Source organism: Terrabacter sp. GCM10028922 (genome assembly GCF_042666095.1).
In the GTDB taxonomy this organism is placed as follows: Bacteria; Actinomycetota; Actinomycetes; order Actinomycetales; family Dermatophilaceae; genus Terrabacter.
In genome coordinates this window covers 167497-184461 of sequence record NZ_JBHTFG010000036.1, presented here as the reverse complement: position 1 = coordinate 184461, position 16965 = coordinate 167497, and the positions used below count along the sequence as shown (strand labels likewise).

Annotated in this window: 18 protein-coding genes; 16 read left to right on the top strand and 2 right to left on the bottom strand. The window is 72.2% G+C overall.

The features are described from left to right. Nucleotides 1-7: 7 nt before the first annotated feature. The 4 genes from ACFQU3_RS23485 to ACFQU3_RS23470 all read left to right on the top strand — a co-directional run bounded on the left by ACFQU3_RS23485 (nt 8) and on the right by ACFQU3_RS23470 (nt 4102). Nucleotides 8-904, top strand: a complete 897-nt coding sequence (locus tag ACFQU3_RS23485) for an NAD(P)H-hydrate dehydratase (protein WP_385914320.1) — start codon at nt 8-10, stop codon at nt 902-904. Nucleotides 905-1116: 212 nt separating this feature from the next. Beyond that, the gene (locus ACFQU3_RS23480) at nt 1117-1917 is read left to right on the top strand and encodes a GAF and ANTAR domain-containing protein (protein WP_385914318.1); all 801 of its coding nucleotides are present in this window, start codon (nt 1117-1119) and stop codon (nt 1915-1917) included. 143 nt (nt 1918-2060) lie between these two features. Beyond that, nucleotides 2061-3659, top strand: a complete 1599-nt coding sequence (locus ACFQU3_RS23475; protein WP_385914316.1) for a phytoene desaturase family protein — start codon at nt 2061-2063, stop codon at nt 3657-3659. Further along, on the top strand, nt 3656-4102 hold the full coding sequence (locus ACFQU3_RS23470; protein ID WP_385914314.1) for an SRPBCC family protein: 447 nt from the start codon (nt 3656-3658) through the stop codon (nt 4100-4102). The genes ACFQU3_RS23475 and ACFQU3_RS23470 overlap by 4 nt, the downstream gene beginning before the upstream one ends. Before the next feature lie 69 nt (nt 4103-4171). On the opposite strand, the gene ACFQU3_RS23465 is transcribed toward ACFQU3_RS23470, so the two are convergent. Continuing rightward, entirely contained in the window at nt 4172-4411 is a 240-nt protein-coding gene (locus tag ACFQU3_RS23465; protein WP_385914312.1) for a hypothetical protein, read from the bottom strand. Between the two features lie 180 nt (nt 4412-4591). On the opposite strand from ACFQU3_RS23465, the gene ACFQU3_RS23460 reads away from it, so the two are divergent. The 11 genes from ACFQU3_RS23460 (at nt 4592) to ssuE (ending at nt 13696) form a co-directional block, all read left to right on the top strand. Next, complete coding sequence (locus tag ACFQU3_RS23460) at nt 4592-5056, top strand: SRPBCC domain-containing protein (protein ID WP_385914310.1); 465 nt, start codon at nt 4592-4594, stop codon at nt 5054-5056. Further along, complete coding sequence (locus ACFQU3_RS23455; protein ID WP_385914308.1) at nt 5053-5385, top strand: ArsR/SmtB family transcription factor; 333 nt, start codon at nt 5053-5055, stop codon at nt 5383-5385. Before ACFQU3_RS23460 ends, ACFQU3_RS23455 begins: the two co-directional genes overlap by 4 nt. Before the next feature lie 51 nt (nt 5386-5436). Further along, nucleotides 5437-5892, top strand: a complete 456-nt coding sequence (locus ACFQU3_RS23450) for an SRPBCC domain-containing protein (protein WP_385914306.1) — start codon at nt 5437-5439, stop codon at nt 5890-5892. Between the two features lie 96 nt (nt 5893-5988). Continuing rightward, a complete protein-coding gene (locus ACFQU3_RS23445; RefSeq protein ID WP_385914304.1) occupies nt 5989-6198 on the top strand; it encodes a dodecin in 210 nt (69 codons plus the stop codon). Nucleotides 6199-6640: 442 nt separating this feature from the next. Next, nucleotides 6641-7726: an ABC transporter substrate-binding protein gene (locus tag ACFQU3_RS23440; RefSeq protein ID WP_385914302.1), complete on the top strand. Its 1086-nt coding sequence runs from the start codon at nt 6641-6643 to the stop codon at nt 7724-7726. Further along, the gene (locus ACFQU3_RS23435) at nt 7723-8589 is read left to right on the top strand and encodes an ABC transporter permease (protein WP_385914300.1); all 867 of its coding nucleotides are present in this window, start codon (nt 7723-7725) and stop codon (nt 8587-8589) included. The genes ACFQU3_RS23440 and ACFQU3_RS23435 overlap by 4 nt, the downstream gene beginning before the upstream one ends. Continuing rightward, complete coding sequence (locus ACFQU3_RS23430; RefSeq protein WP_385914298.1) at nt 8565-9359, top strand: ABC transporter ATP-binding protein; 795 nt, start codon at nt 8565-8567, stop codon at nt 9357-9359. Before ACFQU3_RS23435 ends, ACFQU3_RS23430 begins: the two co-directional genes overlap by 25 nt. Then, nucleotides 9356-10717 carry an LLM class flavin-dependent oxidoreductase gene (locus ACFQU3_RS23425; protein WP_385914296.1) on the top strand — a complete coding sequence of 454 codons (1362 nt, stop codon included), beginning with the start codon at nt 9356-9358 and terminating at the stop codon, nt 10715-10717. The genes ACFQU3_RS23430 and ACFQU3_RS23425 overlap by 4 nt, the downstream gene beginning before the upstream one ends. Next, nucleotides 10714-12078 (top strand): LLM class flavin-dependent oxidoreductase, encoded by a 1365-nt coding sequence (locus ACFQU3_RS23420; RefSeq protein WP_385914294.1) that lies wholly within the window; start codon nt 10714-10716, stop codon nt 12076-12078. Before ACFQU3_RS23425 ends, ACFQU3_RS23420 begins: the two co-directional genes overlap by 4 nt. After that, nucleotides 12075-13118, top strand: a complete 1044-nt coding sequence (locus ACFQU3_RS23415) for an aldo/keto reductase (protein ID WP_385914292.1) — start codon at nt 12075-12077, stop codon at nt 13116-13118. The genes ACFQU3_RS23420 and ACFQU3_RS23415 overlap by 4 nt, the downstream gene beginning before the upstream one ends. Nucleotides 13119-13141: 23 nt before the next feature. Continuing rightward, a complete protein-coding gene (ssuE, locus tag ACFQU3_RS23410) occupies nt 13142-13696 on the top strand; it encodes an NADPH-dependent FMN reductase (RefSeq protein ID WP_385914290.1) in 555 nt (184 codons plus the stop codon). A gap of 268 nt (nt 13697-13964) precedes the next feature. Here ssuE and ACFQU3_RS23405 read toward each other — a convergent pair whose 3' ends face one another. Further along, nucleotides 13965-14537, bottom strand: coding sequence for a TetR/AcrR family transcriptional regulator (locus tag ACFQU3_RS23405; RefSeq protein WP_385914288.1), 573 nt, complete (start codon nt 14535-14537; stop codon nt 13965-13967). Between the two features lie 223 nt (nt 14538-14760). Here ACFQU3_RS23405 and ACFQU3_RS23400 point away from each other — a divergent pair, with 223 nt between their 5' ends. Next, on the top strand, nt 14761-16947 hold the full coding sequence (locus tag ACFQU3_RS23400) for an MMPL family transporter (RefSeq protein ID WP_385914286.1): 2187 nt from the start codon (nt 14761-14763) through the stop codon (nt 16945-16947). The last annotated feature ends 18 nt before the right edge of the window (nt 16948-16965 follow it).

The window sequence follows — 16965 nt, the reverse complement described above, 5'->3', positions numbered from 1 at the left end:
GGCTGACGTGCCTCGAGACACCCCGACCCCCATCGACGCGGAGCTGCTCCGGTCGTGGCCGCTGCCGTCCGAGGACGGCGACAAGACCGAAAGGGGTACGGTGCTCGTGGTCGGCGGGGCTCGACAGACCCCGGGAGCGGTCCTGCTGGCTGCCGAGTCGGCCCTTCGCGTCGGCGCGGGCAAGGTGCAGGTCGCGACCGCGTCCGACACGGCGGCCGCCCTGGCCGTGGCCCTGCCGGAGGCTCTGGTCGAGGGGCTGCCGGCACTGCGCAACGGCGAGCTGGCGCTCGCGGGCGCCGACCGGGTCGTGGAGATGGCGGAGCACGCCGACGTCGTGCTCATCGGTCCGGGCCTGAGCAGCCCGGAGTGCGCGAGCCTCCTCGTCGCGCAGATCGTCCCCCGGCTCGACACCTCCCTCGTGGTCGACGCGCTGGGGACGGCCTACCTGACCGACCACCTCGACGGTGTGCGCCACCTCGCGGGGCGTGTGCTGCTGACGCCGAACGTCTCGGAGGCGGCGGCGATGCTGGGCCGGCCCGAGGAGGAGGTCGAGCATGACCAGCTCGGAGCCGCGCGACGGCTCGCCGACGCGACGGGTGCCGTCGTGCTGAGCGGCGGCGTGGTGTCGTACGTCGTGACGCCGGGCGACGAGTCGTGGTCCCACGACGCCGGCCACGCCGGCCTGGCCACCGCCGGTTCAGGTGACGTGAAGGCCGGTGCCGTCGCCGGACTCGTCGCCCGCGGGGCGCTGCCCGAGCAGGCTGCAGCCTGGGGTGCGTGGGCGCACGCGAGTGCCGGTGAGCGACTCGGCCGCGAGGTTCCCGGCTTCCTCGCCCGTGACGTGCTGCGCGCGATCCCGCGGGAGCTGGCTCGGGTCGAGGGCCACCGCGACGCCTCTCCGTGATGGCTCCTCCTGACCCGGGTGTGAGCACGTCGCCGACCGCGGATGCGCCGAGCGCGGACCGAGGCTCGCAGACCGCCGCGCGCCCTCCGCCCGGTGTACCGTCGGATTGACCACGGGCACGTGACTCCGAGCCGCAGCGACCGGCCGAGGCTCGACGTCACGCAGGCACCTTCAGCCGAGAGGGGGACGGCCGCGCCCGCGAGGGGGTTTCCATGACTCTCACGTCACGACGTCCAGAGCACTCCGGACCGATGCCCGGAGGGCTCCATCCCGCATCGCGCTGCCCGGACGCCGACATCCCGGTAGCCGCCGTCGAGGCAGTCCTGCTGGCCAGCACGAAGGCGGTGCCGGGCGTGCGCCACGTGTCGATCGGCGTCCTCGACAGGGGTGGAGCGCCGCGGACCCTCGCTGCTACGGGGCCCCTGGCGCGGCGCCTCGACGAGATCCAGCGCGCGCTGGGTGAGGGCCCGGCCATCGACGCCGTGCATGGTCCCGTCCCCGTCGTGATGCTCGACCGGGATGAGCTCGAGCACGGGGTCCGCTGGCCCGAGGTGAGCACCTGGGCCGCCAGCCTGGGGCTGACGGCGGCGGTCGCCGTCCGGCTTGCCTGGGAGGACAGGACGCTCGGCGTGCTGACCCTGAGCTCCGACGACGGCGAGCCGATGCCCGAACGCACCGTCGAGCTGGCGACGGCCTTCGCCGCGCATGCCGCCGCCACCATCGCCATCGCTCGCAAGGTGGGGCAGCTCGAGCTGGCCATGGTCACCCGTCAGGAGATCGGGCAGGCGATGGGCATCCTCATGGAACGTCATGGGCTCACGGCGGAGTCGGCGTTCGCCTACCTGCGTCGTCTGTCGCAGAACTCCAACGTGAAGCTGAGAGACCTCGCCGAGGTGCTCCGGCTCACTGGCCGCCTGCCGGACGGTGGGCGGAGCCCCGTCCGCCCCACCGCTTCCGAACCGGTCGAGCCAGGTCCAGAGCCGCCCCTGCTCCCGACCCGTGACCACCGGTGAGGCGGACGACCGGCAGGCCCTCCGGCATACCCGCCCCGACGGTGGATGGGCGTGTCGACGCCGGGTAGCGAGACGTACGAGACGTGCAGTCCGGGTGGACGGTCGAGCGGGTAGGGCAGCAGAACGGAAGACGAGAGGACATCGTGACGACGACGGATGCCGTGGTCATCGGCAGCGGACCCAACGGGCTCGTGGCTGCCAACCTGCTCGTCGACGCGGGATGGTCGGTGGTCGTGCTCGAGGAGCAGGAGCGGCCCGGCGGGGCCGTGTGGAGCGACGACTCCGTGGCCCCCGGGCACGTCCACGACACGTTCAGCTCGTTCTACCCGCTGGCGGCCGGCTCGCCGACCATTCGCAGCCTTGGCCTGGAGGACCATGGCCTCGAGTGGGTGCAGGCTCCAGCGGTCGTGGGCCACTCGTTCCCGGACGGACGGTGGGGCCTGCTGCACCGTGAGCGCGACGCCACGGCCGCGGCGCTCGACGCCCAGGCGCCGGGTGACGGCGAGGCCTGGCTCGCCCTGTGCGACACGTGGGACCGTGTCGGCGACGACGTCATCCGGTGCCTGCTCACCCCGTTCCCACCGGTACGCGGTGGGGCGGGCCTCGCCCGGCACGTGCTGCGTCCCGGCGGACTGGAGCTGCTGCGTGAGCTGATGATGCCTGCGCGAAGCCTCACCGAGCGGCTCTTCCGGGGCGACGCGGCCCGGCTGCTCGTCGCGGGAAACGCCGCCCACGCCGACATCGGCCTCGAGGCGCCGGGCTCGGCCGCGATGGGACTCCTGCTCGTCCTGCTGGGGCAGACGGTGGGCTTCCCCGTGCCGCGCGGCGGCGCGGGCCGCTTCTCGGGGGCGATGGTCCGGCGCCTCGAGGCGAACGGCGGGCAGGTCTGCCTCGGCGAGCGAGCCGTGGGCGTACGCGTGGAGGGCGGGCGCGTGGTTGCCGTGCGGTCTGCCGCACGTGAGCTCAGGGTCAGGCGCGCCGTGCTGGCCGACGTCTCTGCGCCTGCCTTGTACGGCGGCCTCGTGTCCTGGGAGGACCTGCCTGCTCGGCTGTGCCACCGGATGGGCCGGTTCGAGTGGGACCCGTCGACGTTCAAGGTCGACTGGGCTCTCGACACTCCCGTCCCCTGGGCCGGTGCGCCTGAGGCGGCCCCCGGCACCGTGCACGTCGCGGACTCGCTGGACGAGATGACGCTGAGCACCGGACAGGTGGCCGCTGGTCTCGTGCCGGAGCGCCCGTTCCTGCTCGTCGGTCAGATGGGGGTGGCCGACCCCTCCCGGGTGCCCGAGGGGCGTGAGGCGCTGTGGGCGTACACCCATGTGCCACAACACGTTCGCGGGGACGCCGCCTCCGGACGCTTCGGGGTGCGAGAGGTGATCGGCACGTGGGACGAGGCCGACCTCCAGGCGATGGCCGAGCGCGTCGAGGCGCGCATCGAGGACCGCGCTCCCGGCTTCCGGGACCGCATCACGGCCCGGCGCATCCTCGGCCCGCACGAGCTCGAGGCGCTCGACCGCAACCTCGTCGGAGGTGCGATCAACGGTGGCACGGCCGGCCTGCACCAGCAGCTCGTCTTCCGGCCCGTCGCCGGCTCCGGTCGGCCGGAGACGCCCGTCAAGGACCTCTACCTGGCATCCGCCTCGGCGCACCCGGGAGGCGGGGTGCACGGGGCGTGCGGCGCCAACGCCGCCCGAGCCGCCTTGTGGCACAACAAGGCCCGACTCCCATGGAGGCGCTCATGAGTACCACGACCCGCATCATCCACGGCTCGCCGGAGGCCGTCTTCGAGGTGCTCGCAGACGGGTGGAGCTACAGCCAGTGGGTGGTCGGCGCCTCCCGCATCCGAGAGGTCTCGGAAGCCTGGCCGGCGGTGGGTGCGGAGATCCACCACTCCGTGGGCGCCTGGCCGCTGCTCCTCGACGACACGACGACGGTTCGGCGGTCGGAGCGTCCGAGCCTGCTCGAGCTCACCGTGCGGGCGTGGCCGTCCGGCGAGGGTGTCGTGCGGATCACCTGCCGGCCCGAGGGTGCGGACACCGAGGTGACGATGGAGGAGGATGCGGTGAAGGGCCCTGCCGTGCTGGTGCCCCGGCCGGTGCGCGACCTCGCGCTCGACCGGCGCAACCGGGAGGCGTTGGCACGCTTGGCGATCCTCGTCGAGCGAGCCGGGTCCCACGCTGTCTGAGTCACCCCGTCGCCGGCGGCATCGGCGAGCAGGGGCACGCCGACCGTAGGGGCGACGAGGGTGCCGATGTCACCCGCGGCCTCGTCGGTTGCGGATCGACCGTGCCGCGACGACGCCCCCGACGATCGCGCCCACGAGCGGGGTGCCGAAGCCGATGAGGACCGCCAGCGCGAGATCCTCCATGCCTCCTGCGCGGCCGGGCATCGTCACGATGAACTGGATCGCCATGTAGCCGAAGCCCAGGCCGGCGGCGCCGCCGAGGACGACACCGAAGAGGATGGTGAGGGCGGTGACGACAGGTCGTGGCACGGCAGCTCCTCCTCGGACGGTGAGGACACCGTAGGGCACCGGCCGTGTGTCGCGGGCGCGACTTCGGAGGCGGGGCAGCGAGAGAGTCGAGATGAGCCAGTGCAACCGATGGTTGCGCTTTGCGTGCCATTGCCGCTACCTTGATGTGCAACCAAAGGTTGCTATATCGAGGAGGTTCCGATGGAGTACGCCAGCATCGAGCGCGAGATCCACGTCGACGCCCCGCCCGAGGTCGTGTTCGAGGTGATCAGCCAGCCCGAGCACGTCCGCGACTGGTGGTACGCCGAGTCCGACGTCCAGCCCGTGGCGGGCGCCACCGGCGAGCTGGTCTGGGCCGACGGGGACAACCCGCGCGCCAACGTCGTGCCGATGACCGTCGTGACCGCCGAGCCGCCTCGAGTCTTCACGTTCCGCTGGACGCACCCTGCGGGGAAGGAGGCGGTCGGGGCCAACTCGCTGCTCGTGACGTTCGAGCTGGTCCCCTCGGGTGCGGGCACCCTGCTCCGTCTGACGGAGACCGGCTTCCGCGAGCAGGGGTGGGAGGTCGCGAAGCTCGAGCAGCAGTACAACGAGCACGTGGTCGGCTGGGACACCTTCGTGCCTCGCATCGCGTCAACGGCCGTCGGGCTGGTCTCGGCACGATGAACGTCGCCGTCGACGACGAGCTGTGGTCGGCGATCGGGGACCCCACCCGGCGCCGGATGCTCGACCTGCTGCTGGCGACGGGCGAGGGAAGCGCAACCTCGCTCAGCGAGCAGCTCCCGGTGACGCGCCAGGCCGTGGCCAAGCACCTCGTCGCCCTCGACCGCGTCGGACTCGTGCGTGCGGCCGCGGCCGGTCGTGGGAAGCGCTATCGCGTCGACGAGGCCCAGCTCGCCCGCGCAGTCGCCCAGCTCAATGCGGTGGGCCACGCCTGGGACGCCCGGCTGCGGCGGATCAAGCAGATCGCCGAAGCCATCCAGAAGAACACGTGACGACCTCCCGGCCGCGACCGCGGCCGGGGAAGAACAGAGGGGACGAGAACAATGGTGGACATCCTGCACCGCGTCGGGACCACCGCATCGAAGGATGCGGTGTACGAGGCGCTGACGACTCCCGAGGGCCTGGCCGGCTGGTGGACCAAGGACACGCTGGGCGAGGGCGCGCCGGGCGGACTCCTCGAGTTCCGCTTCGACCTGGGCACCGACGAGCCCGGTGGGTTCGACATGAGGGTCCTGGAGGCCGAGCCGGGCGAGCGCGTGATCTGGGAGGTCGTCGACGGCCCGGAGGAGTGGATCGGCACCCGGATCCACTGGGAGCTGCGCACCGACGGGGAGTGGACGATCGTGCTGTTCGCCCATCGCGGGTGGCGAGAGCCGGTCCCGTTCATGAACCACTGCAGCACCAAGTGGGCCACGTTCCTGATGAGCCTCACGTCGTTCGTCGAGACCGGCGCCGGCGCTCCGGCGCCGCACGACGTGAAGGTCAGCAACTGGCACTGACCGCCACGTTCGCCTTGACGGCCGCCGTCGATGCGGGTCTAGCGTGAGTCGACGCGACTCGGATCGGCCGGGTGGCTCCATGCGAAGCGAGGGATCATGGCCAACCACGTCTACGCCATCTCAGAGGTCGTCGGCTCGTCGCCCGACAGCATCGAGGACGCCGTCGGCAACGCGGTCGCGAAGGCGAGCACGACGGTGCGCAACCTCGAGTGGTTCGAGCTCCAGAGCGTCCGCGGCCAGCTCGCCGACGGCGCGGTCGCCCACTGGCAGGTCACCGTCAAGCTCGGCTTCCGCCTCGAGGACTGACCGCGCCACGAGCGCTTCCCGCCGTATGCCGTCCGGTGCACCGGACGGCATACGGCACAGGTGTGTCCGTCCAGCTCGGGCGCCAGGGCCCGGCCGAGGGCTGATGTCTGTCTCAGTGTGCGGACCGAGGTTGTAATTCCTACTGATCCAGAATGAAATACGTGTCATGCACCGCCACCAGATGCTGACCAAGCGTCGGGCGATCGACCACATGGGGACCGCCAGCGCGATCTGTCGCTGAGCCTCGCCCGGGAGGGCCGCCGCGCCCCTCCCTCCCCGCGCACATCGATGCGCACTGACGCGCGGTGGCGCGTCTTGACACGCACCCGACGCCGACGCGAATCGCATCGCGTGACCCGGTCATCACCAGTTCTTCTCTGCCGCAGTCCGTTCCGGTCTCCGGCGGCTTCCGCACACCTGCCCTCGAAAGGTTCATCTCACCATGCCCAGCACCGCGCACTCGCACCCGCCCCGCCGTCGATCCGTCGTGATCGCCCTGACCGCTGCCCCGCTCGTGGCCCTGCTCGCGGCGTGCGGGGGCAGCTCGAACGCCGCAGACGGTGGTCCGGCCCTCGCCCTCACCGCTGCCCTGCCCGCCGCCGTGCCGAAGGGCACGACGCTCGTGGTCGGCGACCCCCAGGTCGAGCAGGCCCTCAAGCTCTCCGGCGAGCTCGACAACTTCACGTTCCCCGTGACGTTCGCCAACATCAGCGGCGGTCCGCAGACCCTGGAAGCCTTCCGCGCCAAGGCTCTTGACCTGGGATCGGTCGCCGACATCCCGCCGCTGCAGGCCGAGTGGACCGGGGTCGACACGCGCATCGTCGCCGCACAGTTCCGTCTGCAGCCCGAGGCCCATCCGCTCTACCAGCTCGGCGTGGCGCCCGGTGTCGCGGTGAGGTCCATCGCCGACCTGCGTGGCAAGAAGATCGCCTACAGCCCCGGCCAGGCGCAGGGCGCGCTCGTGCTTCGGGTCCTCCAGAAGGCGGGGCTCACGAAGGAGGACGTCGAGCTCGTCGAGCTGCCCAGCACGGGCGACGTCTACCCGACTGCCTTGGCCTCCAAGCAGATCGACGTCGCACCCATCGGCGGCGTCCAGGTCAAGCGCTACCTCTCGAAGTACGGCAGCGACGGCGCCACCGTCATCGCACACGGCCTGCGCGACGACCCCGGCCACCTCTACGCGCTCGAGACCTCGTTGCAGGATCCCGGAAAGGCCGCAGCCATCCGCGAGTACGTCGCCCACTGGGGCGTCGCCCTCAAGTGGGTCGACGAGCACCCGAAGGAGTGGATCGAGGGCTACTACGTCAAGAACCAGGGCCTGACGACCGCCGACGGCGAGTACCTCGTGAAGGCCGCCGGTGTCCGTGACGTGCCGACCGACTGGACCGACGCGATCAGGCGCCACCAGGCGACGGCCGACCTGCTCGCCACCGAGCAGGACCGACCGCACCTCGACGTCACGACGCTCTGGGACCGCCGCTTCGAGAAGGTCGGCGGCACGGCATACCGGACGGGGAAGGCATCATGACGACACTCACCGACATCGCCCGACCACGGCAGTCCTCCACTCTCGCAGAGGCTCCCGTCTCGCTCGCCAGCGACGAGCGGCCCCTTGCGAAGCGGCTGGGCCCCGGTCGCCGGCGACAGGGTGCCGCCGCGCTCGGCCCCCTCGTCCTCCTCGCCGCATGGGTGGCGGGCTCCGCCTCCGGAGTGCTCGACCCCCGAACGCTCTCGGCGCCGTGGACCGTCGTGACCACGACGGCGGAGCTCGTCGCCGACGGGCGGCTGCAGAGCAACCTCGCGGTGTCGACGCAACGGGCCGGGCTGGGGCTGCTCCTCGGCATCCTGTTCGGCGCGGCTCTCGCGCTCGTCTCTGGCCTGAGCCGCGTCGGTGAGTCGCTCGTCGACGGTCCCGTGCAGATCAAGCGCGCGATCCCGTCGCTGGCCCTGCTGCCCCTTCTGATCCTCTGGCTGGGCATCGGCGAGCCGATGAAGGTCATCACGATCACCCTCGGCGTCTTCGTGCCCATCTACATCCAGACCCACTCCGGGCTCCGCGGCATCGAGAGCAAGTACGTGGAGCTCGCCCAGACCGTCGGCCTGAGCCGGGCTGCCTTCGTGCGCAAGGTGATCCTGCCGGGCGCGCTTCCGGGGTTCCTCCTCGGCCTGCGGTTCGCGGTCACGGCCGCCTGGCTGTCCCTCGTCGTCGTAGAGCAGATCAACAGCACGAGCGGCATCGGCTACATGATGGAGCTCGCGCGGACCTACGGGCAGACCGACGTCATCGTCGTCGGACTCGTGCTCTACGGCCTGCTGGGTCTGCTCTCCGACGGCGCCGTCCGGCTCCTGCAGAGGAGGGCCCTGTCATGGCAGCGCACCCTGAACTCCTGACCACCGAGCGGCCGACCGTCACGATCGAGCGACTCGTGCGCGGCTACGGCCCCAAGGGCGTGCTCAACGGCGTCACGCTCGACATCGCCCCCGGCGAGTTCGTCGTGCTCCTCGGGCGCAGCGGCTGCGGCAAGAGCACCCTGCTGCGCGCCCTCGCCGGCCTCGACGCCGACGTCAGCGGCACCGGCCGCATCCGCGTGCCGGAGCGCGTGTCCGTCGTCTTCCAGGACTCGCGCCTGCTGCCGTGGGCCACGGTCCTCGACAACGTCGTCCTCGGGCTGGGTGGCGACGACCCGCGGGCCAGGGGCCTGCGAGCCCTTGAAGAGGTCGGCCTCCACGGGCGCGAGCACGCGTGGCCGTACGAGCTGTCCGGCGGTGAGCAGCAGCGAGTCGCCCTCGCCCGCTCGCTGGTCCGCGACCCGCAGCTGCTCCTCGCGGACGAGCCGTTCGGTGCCCTCGACGCGCTGACCCGGATCCGGATGCACGGTCTGCTGCGCGAGCTCTACGACCGTCATCATCCGGCGGTGCTGCTCGTCACGCACGACGTCGACGAGGCGATCACGCTCGCCGACCGCGTCATCGTGCTCGACCACGGGCGGATCGCCCTCGAGCGCCGCATCGACCTCGTCGAGGCCTCGGGTCGCGGCCGGAACCCGTCCGACCCCGGGTTCGCCGCGATCCGCACCGAGCTGCTCCGCGCCCTCGGTGTCACGAACGAGGCCGCACCCGACTCCCACGACCAGCCCCGCCCCGAAAGGACTCCGTCATGACCTCGCCCGCCCGACGAACCCTCCACCTGAACGCCTTCCTCATGAGCACGGGCCACCACGAGGCGTCGTGGCGGCTCCCCGAGAGCAACCCGTTCGCCAACACCGACGTCGCCCACTACCAGCGGCTGGCCCAGACAGCCGAGCGCGGACACCTCGACTCGATCTTCTTCGCGGACAGCCCGGTCCTCTGGAACGACATCGGCCGGCGCCCCTCCGGCGCCATCGAGCCGACGGTGCTGCTCACGGCGATCGCGGCCGCGACGAGCCGGATCGGCCTCATCGCGACGGCGTCGACGACGTACAACGACCCCTACAACCTGGCCCGCCGGTTCGCGTCCGTCGACCACGTCAGCGGTGGCCGCGCCGGCTGGAACGTCGTGACCACCGCCGGGCCCGACGCGGCCCGCAACTTCGGCCTCGACGACCAGCCCGCGCACCGGACGCGGTACGAGCGGGCCGCCGAGTTCCTCGACGTGGCCCAGAAGCTCTGGGACAGCTGGGACGACGACGCGCCGACGGGCGACAAGGCCTCCGGCCGGTGGGGCGACAACGACCGGGTGCGGCCGATCGACCACGTCGGCACGCACTTCCGCGTCCGCGGGCCGCTCAACCTGCCGCGGTCGCCGCAGGGCCACCCGCTCATCGTGCAGGCCGGCTCGTCGGAGGACGGCAAGGCGTTCGCGTCACGCTACGCCGAGGCTGTCTTCACCGCCCACCAGACGGTCGACGACGCCCGCGGCTTCTACGCCGACCTCAAGGCTCGGACGGCGGCGCTCGGCCGGGACCCCGACGGCATCAAGATCCTCCCCGGCATCGTCCCCGTCATCGGGTCGACCGAGGCGGAGGCGCTTCGGCTCGAGGCCGAGCTCGACGAGCTCATCCGCCCGGAGTATGCCGTCGCCCAGCTCGCGCGCACCCTGCGCCTGCGCCCGGAGGACCTCCCGCTCGACCGCGAGCTGCCGGCGGACCTGCCGGCCGAGGACGAGATCGAGGGTGCCAAGAGTCGCTACACCCTCATCGTCGAGCTGGCCCGGCGCGAACGGCTCACGGTCCGCCAGCTCATCGGACGGCTCGGGGGAGGGCGGGGCCACCGTACCTTCGCCGGCACTCCGGAACAGGTCGCGGACGCGCTCGAGGAGTGGTTCGTCGCCGGCGCCGCAGACGGCTTCAACATCATGCCGGCCGTGCTGCCGTCGGGTCTCGAGGCCTTCGTCGACCACGTCGTGCCGATCCTCGTGCGCCGAGAGCTCTTCCGTGCCGACTACACCGGGACGACGCTGCGCGACCACTACGGTCTGCCGCGCCCCGTCAACCGCTACTCGGACGCCGAGGCCAGCCCGCAGGCGGTGACGGCATGACCGACCGCCGGCTGAGGCTCAACCTCTTCGTCTACCCGGGCGGCCACCACGAGGCCGCGTGGCGCCACCCGGACTCCGAGCCCGACCGGGTGCTCGACATCTCCTTCTACCAGGAGCTGGCGCGCACGGCCGAGGCAGCGAAGCTCGACGCCGTCTTCTTCGCCGACGGCCCCTCGCTCGCCGACAACATCCGCTACGCCAGCCGCTTCCGGCTCGAGCCGTTCACCTGGCTCTCGGCGATCGCGGCCGTGACGGAGCGGATCGGGCTCATCGGGACGGCGTCGACCACCTACCTCGAGCCGTACAACGCCGCACGCCTCTTCGCCTCGCTCGACCACCTGAGCCGGGGCCGGGCCGGGTGGAACATCGTCACGACCGGCGCACCGGACGCCGCGCACAACTTCGGACTCGACGAGCACCCCGTCCACGCCGAGCGCTACGACAGGGCAAGGGAGTTCGTCGACGTCGTCACCGACCTGTGGGACTCGTGGGAGGACGACGCCCTCGTCGCCGACCGCGAGAGCGGGGTCTTCGCCGACGCCGACCACATCCATCGCATCGACCACGTCGGGCGCCACTTCCGGGTGCGTGGCCCGCTCAACACACCGCGTACGCCGCAGGGCCGGCCGGTCTACGTGCAGGCCGGGTCGAGCGAGGACGGCCGGTCGTTCGCGGCGCGCTACGCGGAGGCGATCTTCACGGCGCACCAGACGATCGAGAGCGCGCAGGAGTTCTACGCCGACATCAAGCGGAGGGCATCCGGCCTCGGCCGGGACCCCGGGCAGCTCCTCGTTCTCCCGGGCATCAGCCCGTTCATCGGGTCGACCGAGGCCGAGGCCAGGGCGCTGCAGGAGGAGTTCAACGACCTCACGCAGCCGGCATACTCCGTCGACCTGCTCCGCCGACTGCTCGGCGTCGACCTCACGGGCCACGACCTCGACGGGCCCTTCCCGCGCGACCTCATCGCCCTCCAGGGCGACCGGGTGAACAGCAGCCGCAGCCAGCTCGTCGTCGACATCGTCGAGCGCGAGGCACCGACGATCCGACAGCTGCTCCACCGGCTCGCCGGCGCGCGCGGCCACTGGACCGTGGCCGGCACGCCCGAGCAGGTCGCCGACCGGATCACCGAGTGGTTCACGCAGGGTGCCGCCGATGGCTTCAACCTCATGCCGCCGTGGCTGCCGGGTGGGCTCGACGCCTTCATCGAGCACGTCCTGCCGATCCTGCGTGCCCGCGGCCTCTTCCGGGAGGACTACACGGGCACGACCCTGCGCGAGCACTACGGGCTCACGCGTCCCGACAGCTCCTGGACGGCGGCCCGCACGGCCGGGTCCACCTCCCGAGAGAGGCATCCCGCATGACCGACCACCGCCCCCTGGGCCGCACCGGCGTCAAGGTGAGCCCGCTGACCCTCGGCGCCATGAACTTCGGCGCCCAGGGCAACCCCGACCACGACGACAGCATCCGCGTCATCCACGCGGCCCTCGACGCCGGGATCAACGTCATCGACACGGCCGACGTCTACTCGCAGGGGGAGTCGGAGGTCGTCGTGGGCAAGGCCCTCGCCGGTGGCCGCCGCGACGACGTGATCCTCGCGACCAAGGTCCACGGCAGGCTGGGGGAGGACGTCAACCGCTTCGGCAACTCGCGCCGCTGGATCATCCGGGAGGTCGAGGACAGCCTGCGGCGCCTGCAGACCGACTGGATCGACCTCTACCAGGTGCACCGGCCCGAGCCCGACACCGACATCGACGAGACCCTCGGCGCGCTCTCCGACCTCGTCCACCAGGGCAAGATCCGCTACATCGGCACGTCGACGTTCCAGCCGAGCCAGATCGTCGAGGCGCAGCACGTGGCGCTGACCCGCCATCGCGAGCGACCGGTCACCGAACAGCCGCCGTACTCGATCCTTGCGCGCGGCATCGAGCGTGAGGTCCTTCCCGTCGCCCAGCTGCACGGCCTCGGGGTGCTCCCGTGGTCGCCGCTCGCCGGCGGCTGGCTCTCGGGCCGCCACCGCCGCGGCGAGACGGAGGCGCCCTCGCGGCGCGAGCACCGCAACCCCGGCCGCCACGACCCGACGCTCCCGGCCAACCAACGCAAGCTCGAGGCCGTCCACGCCCTCCACGACCTCGCCGAGGACGCCGGGCTCTCCCTCGTCCACCTCGCCCTGGCCTTCGTGCTCGAGCACCCGGCGGTGACGTCGGCCATCATCGGGCCGCGCACCTTCGAGCACCTCGAGTCAGCGCTCGGGGCGGACAAGATCACGCTCGACCCGCACCTCCTCGACCGCATCGACGAGATCGTGCCGCCCGGGACGACGCTCAACGACGCCGACGGCGGCTACCAGCCGCCCGCGCTCACCGACGCCGGCCTGCGTCGACGCACCCGCCGGCACGCCTGACCACGCCCCCGAAAGGACCCGCCATGTCCCGCATCCTCACGGTCTCCGGCTCGCCGAGCGTCGTCTCGCGCTCTGCCAAGCTGCTCGACCACGTCTCCCGTTCCCTCGTGCGCAGCGGCCACGACGTCACGCACCTCAACCTGCGCGACCTGCCCGCCGAGGCACTGCTCCACGCCCGCTTCGACGATCCGGAGATCATCGAGGCGGCCCGGCGGCTCGACCTGGCAGACGGGGTCGTCGTGGCGACCCCCGTCTACAAGGCCGCCTACACGGGGCTGCTCAAGGCGTGGCTCGACCTGCTCCCGCAGTACGCGCTCACCGACAAGACGGTGCTGCCGCTCGCGACGGGCGGCAGCGTCGCGCACGCGCTCGCCCTCGACTACGGGCTGCGGCCCGTGCTGTCCTCGATGGGCGCGCGGCACATCGTCCAGGGCTTCCTCGTCGTGGACCGCTACCTCGAGACCTCGCCCGCCGGGGTCCTGACGATCGACCCCGAGGTCCAACCCGGGCTGACTGCCGTGGTCGACGGGTTCCTGTCCGCCCTGCCGTCCCCGGTCGCGGCGCGCCTGAGCGCCTGAACCCGTCCCTAGACCGAATCGTGACGTCCGATTTCTGCCGATTGCCTGACGCGCACGCCCGCGCAGGAAACGATGGGGACGTGTCGCCGCACGGCCAGGTGCCCTCCCCCCGGGACTAATCCGGGCGACGACGCGGAGCGCCCGGACATCTCCCACCCGGCCGGGCGCGGGCGCTGCCGGCGCGCAGGCGGGGAATCTCGCGTCGGCAGCGCCCCTCAGCGCTCCTCAGCGCCCCTCTGCGCCATCGAGCGGCACGTGGGCTCGTGGGCTACGCGCCGCGCCACGAGGCGACGAGCACGGACGGCCCGAGCTCGAGCAGCTGCGCGCGCAGGGTCTCGTCGTCGACGTCCGCGAGCAGCGGGTCGATCCCGGTGTTCGCCACGCCGGCGCCGACGAGCGAGACGGCGACGCGGCGACGCAGGTCGGGGGCGGGGCCGAGGAGGAGGGCCATGAGCCGGCCGATGAGCGAGTTGAGGTCCTCGTCGGCGGCCCGGATGCGTTCGACCTCGGGGTCGCGCATGATGGCGGCGACGACCTGGCGGTGGCTGATCATGACGTCGACGAGGCCACGCAGCGCGACGAGCGCGGCCTCGTCGGGTCCGTCGACCTTCTCCGCCGCGGACACGAACACCGCGAGGTCCTCGACGGCCGGCTCGATGGCCGCGAGGACGATGTCGTCCTTGGCGTGGAACTGGTAGTAGACGGCCGCCTTCGTCACGCCGAGGTGGTCGGCGATCATCTGGAGCGACGTGCCGCTCACGCCGTGCTCGGCGAAGAGCTCGACGGCGGCGTCGATGACGCGCCGGCGGCCGTGGCCGCGCGGCGACCGCGGTCTGGCCATGGGCTGCCTCGTCTCTCGGAGGGGTGCCTCGGGGACGTCTGCGTATGCCGTGTGCCGGGGCGGGTGCGCGGCCACCCTAACCGAACCGGCCAGAGGGGACTGGCGCGAAGTTAGTCGATCGGCTAACTTTAGGCCCGCGGGTCAGCGTCGGCAGACCGCACCGCACCACGCGCCGACCGTCGCGCCCACCCCTCACGTCCCCCTCACGCCTCCGGAGTCACCCATGGCCACCGTGCTCTACCGAATCGGACGCTTCGCCTACGGCCGCCGCGGCCTCGTCGCGTCCGCCTGGCTCGTCCTGCTCGCCGCGCTCGCGGGGGTGCTGCTGACGCTGGGCACGTCCCCCACCTCGAGCGTCACGATCCCGGGCACCGAGTCGCAGCGCGCCCTCGAGGCGCTCGCGACGGAGTTCCCGCAGGCGAGCGGGGCGTCCGGCGCCGTCGTCGTCCGCGCGCCAGAGGGTCAGACGGTCCTCGCACCAGCGGGGAAGGCCACCGTCGAGGGCGTCGTGGCGCGCGCCTCGAAGGTCCCCGGCGTCGTCGGAGCGGTCGGCCCCTACGACACCAAGGCGATCAGCCCCGACGGCCGCTACGCCCTCGTGACCGTCCAGTTCGCCCAGACGGCCGACGAGCTGACCGCGGACCAGCGCGCCGCCTACGAGGCGCTCGGCCGCGGGGCGCCCGTGGGGTGGACCGTCGCGCCCGGCGGAGAGCCGCTGAACGCGACGCCCGAGATCGGCTCGACCGAGGGCATCGGCGTCGTCGTCGCGCTCGTCGTCCTCGTCCTCACGTTCGGCTCGCTCGTCGCCGCCGGCATGACGATGGTCAACGCACTCGTCGGCGTCGGCGTCGGCATGATCGGGGTGCTCCTCATCGGCCACGCGGTCGAGCTGTCCAGCGTCACGCCGGTCCTCGCCCTCATGCTCGGCCTCGCGGTCGGCATCGACTACTCGCTCTTCATCAGCTCGCGATACCGGCACAACCTCGCGATCGGTCTCGACCGCGAGGAAGCCGCCGGACGGGCGGTCGGCACTGCAGGTACGGCCGTCGTCTTTGCCGGGCTCACCGTCATCATCGCTCTGGCCGGTCTCTCCGTCGTCGGCATCCCGTTCCTCACCGCCATGGGCCTTGCGGCTGCGGGCACGGTCCTCGTCGCCGTGCTCGTCGCAGTGACGCTGCTCCCCGCCCTGCTCGGCTTCGCCGGCGACCGCGTGCTCTCACGCCGGCAGCGCACCTCCGGGGGGTCGCAAGCCGACCCTGAGGAGGCCGCCGGCAGCCGCGGCTTCGCCTGGGCACGTGTCGTGGTCCGGCACCGTGTGCCAGTCCTGCTCGCAGGCGTCGTCCTCCTCGGCGCGGTCGCGATCCCGGCCGCGGACCTGCGTCTCGCCCTGCCCGACGACGGCACCGCGCCGACGTCGAGCAGCAAGCGCACGGCATACGACCTCATCTCCGAGGGCTTCGGGGAGGGCTTCAACGGACGCCTCGTCATGGTCGTCCACGGCGACGGCGAGCAGCAGGTGCAGCAGGCGACGACCGCGGCCGCGACGGCCGCCACGCGACTCGACGGTGTGCTCGCCGTCGCGCCCGGGCAGGCCAGCGCCGACGGCCGCACCGCGATCCTCGCTGTCATCCCGAAGTCCGGCCCGACCGACGAGGCCACCGTCGACCTCGTCCGCGGCCTGCGCTCGGCGCTGGCCGACACGGCCTCGTCGACGCGCACCGACATCTCGGTCACGGGCGTCACCGCCGTCGGCGTCGACGTGTCCGACAAGCTCGCCGACGCCCTGCCCGTCTACCTGCTCGTGGTCGTCGGTCTGGGCTTCGTGCTGCTGATGCTGATGTTCCGGTCGGTGCTCGTGCCGCTCAAGGCGACGCTCGGGTTCCTGCTCACCATCGGCGCGGCGTTCGGCGCGACCGTCGCGATCTTCCAGTGGGGCTGGCTCTCGGGGCTCGTCGGGCTCGACACAGCCGGCCCGCTCGTCAGCTTCCTGCCGATCCTGCTCATCGGAATCCTCTTCGGGCTCGCGATGGACTACGAGGTGTTCCTCGTGTCGCGGATGCGCGAGGACTTCGTCCACGGTCACGCCGCGCGCGAGGCGGTCGTCGCCGGCGTCGGACACGGTGCGCGGGTCGTCGTCGCAGCGGCGCTCATCATGGTGTCGGTCTTCGCCGGCTTCGGCCTCGTCGAGGACCCGGTGATCAAGTCGATGGGCTTCGCGCTCGCGTTCGGCGTGGCCGTCGACGCGTTCGTCGTGCGTCTCTCGCTCGTGCCGGCGGTCATGTCCTTCCTCGGAGACCGCGCGTGGTGGCTGCCGCGTTGGCTCGACCGCGCGCTGCCCGACATCGACATCGAGGGCGAGAAGCTGCGCGCGGCCGAGGTCGTGGAGCGCGACCTGCAGCCGACCCACTGACGGCGCCGGTCCGACAGC

Coding starts and splice junctions, on each gene's coding strand:
- ACFQU3_RS23480 (WP_385914318.1), top strand. CDS start 1,117: ATGACTCTCACGTCACGACGTCCAGAGCACTCCGGACCGATGCCCGGA.
- ACFQU3_RS23470 (WP_385914314.1), top strand. CDS start 3,656: ATGAGTACCACGACCCGCATCATCCACGGCTCGCCGGAGGCCGTCTTC.
- ACFQU3_RS23460 (WP_385914310.1), top strand. CDS start 4,592: ATGGAGTACGCCAGCATCGAGCGCGAGATCCACGTCGACGCCCCGCCC.
- ACFQU3_RS23455 (WP_385914308.1), top strand. CDS start 5,053: ATGAACGTCGCCGTCGACGACGAGCTGTGGTCGGCGATCGGGGACCCC.
- ACFQU3_RS23450 (WP_385914306.1), top strand. CDS start 5,437: ATGGTGGACATCCTGCACCGCGTCGGGACCACCGCATCGAAGGATGCG.
- ACFQU3_RS23445 (WP_385914304.1), top strand. CDS start 5,989: ATGGCCAACCACGTCTACGCCATCTCAGAGGTCGTCGGCTCGTCGCCC.
- ACFQU3_RS23440 (WP_385914302.1), top strand. CDS start 6,641: ATGCCCAGCACCGCGCACTCGCACCCGCCCCGCCGTCGATCCGTCGTG.
- ACFQU3_RS23435 (WP_385914300.1), top strand. CDS start 7,723: ATGACGACACTCACCGACATCGCCCGACCACGGCAGTCCTCCACTCTC.
- ACFQU3_RS23430 (WP_385914298.1), top strand. CDS start 8,565: ATGGCAGCGCACCCTGAACTCCTGACCACCGAGCGGCCGACCGTCACG.
- ACFQU3_RS23425 (WP_385914296.1), top strand. CDS start 9,356: ATGACCTCGCCCGCCCGACGAACCCTCCACCTGAACGCCTTCCTCATG.
- ACFQU3_RS23420 (WP_385914294.1), top strand. CDS start 10,714: ATGACCGACCGCCGGCTGAGGCTCAACCTCTTCGTCTACCCGGGCGGC.
- ACFQU3_RS23415 (WP_385914292.1), top strand. CDS start 12,075: ATGACCGACCACCGCCCCCTGGGCCGCACCGGCGTCAAGGTGAGCCCG.
- ssuE (WP_385914290.1), top strand. CDS start 13,142: ATGTCCCGCATCCTCACGGTCTCCGGCTCGCCGAGCGTCGTCTCGCGC.
- ACFQU3_RS23405 (WP_385914288.1), bottom strand. CDS start 14,537: ATGGCCAGACCGCGGTCGCCGCGCGGCCACGGCCGCCGGCGCGTCATC.
- ACFQU3_RS23400 (WP_385914286.1), top strand. CDS start 14,761: ATGGCCACCGTGCTCTACCGAATCGGACGCTTCGCCTACGGCCGCCGC.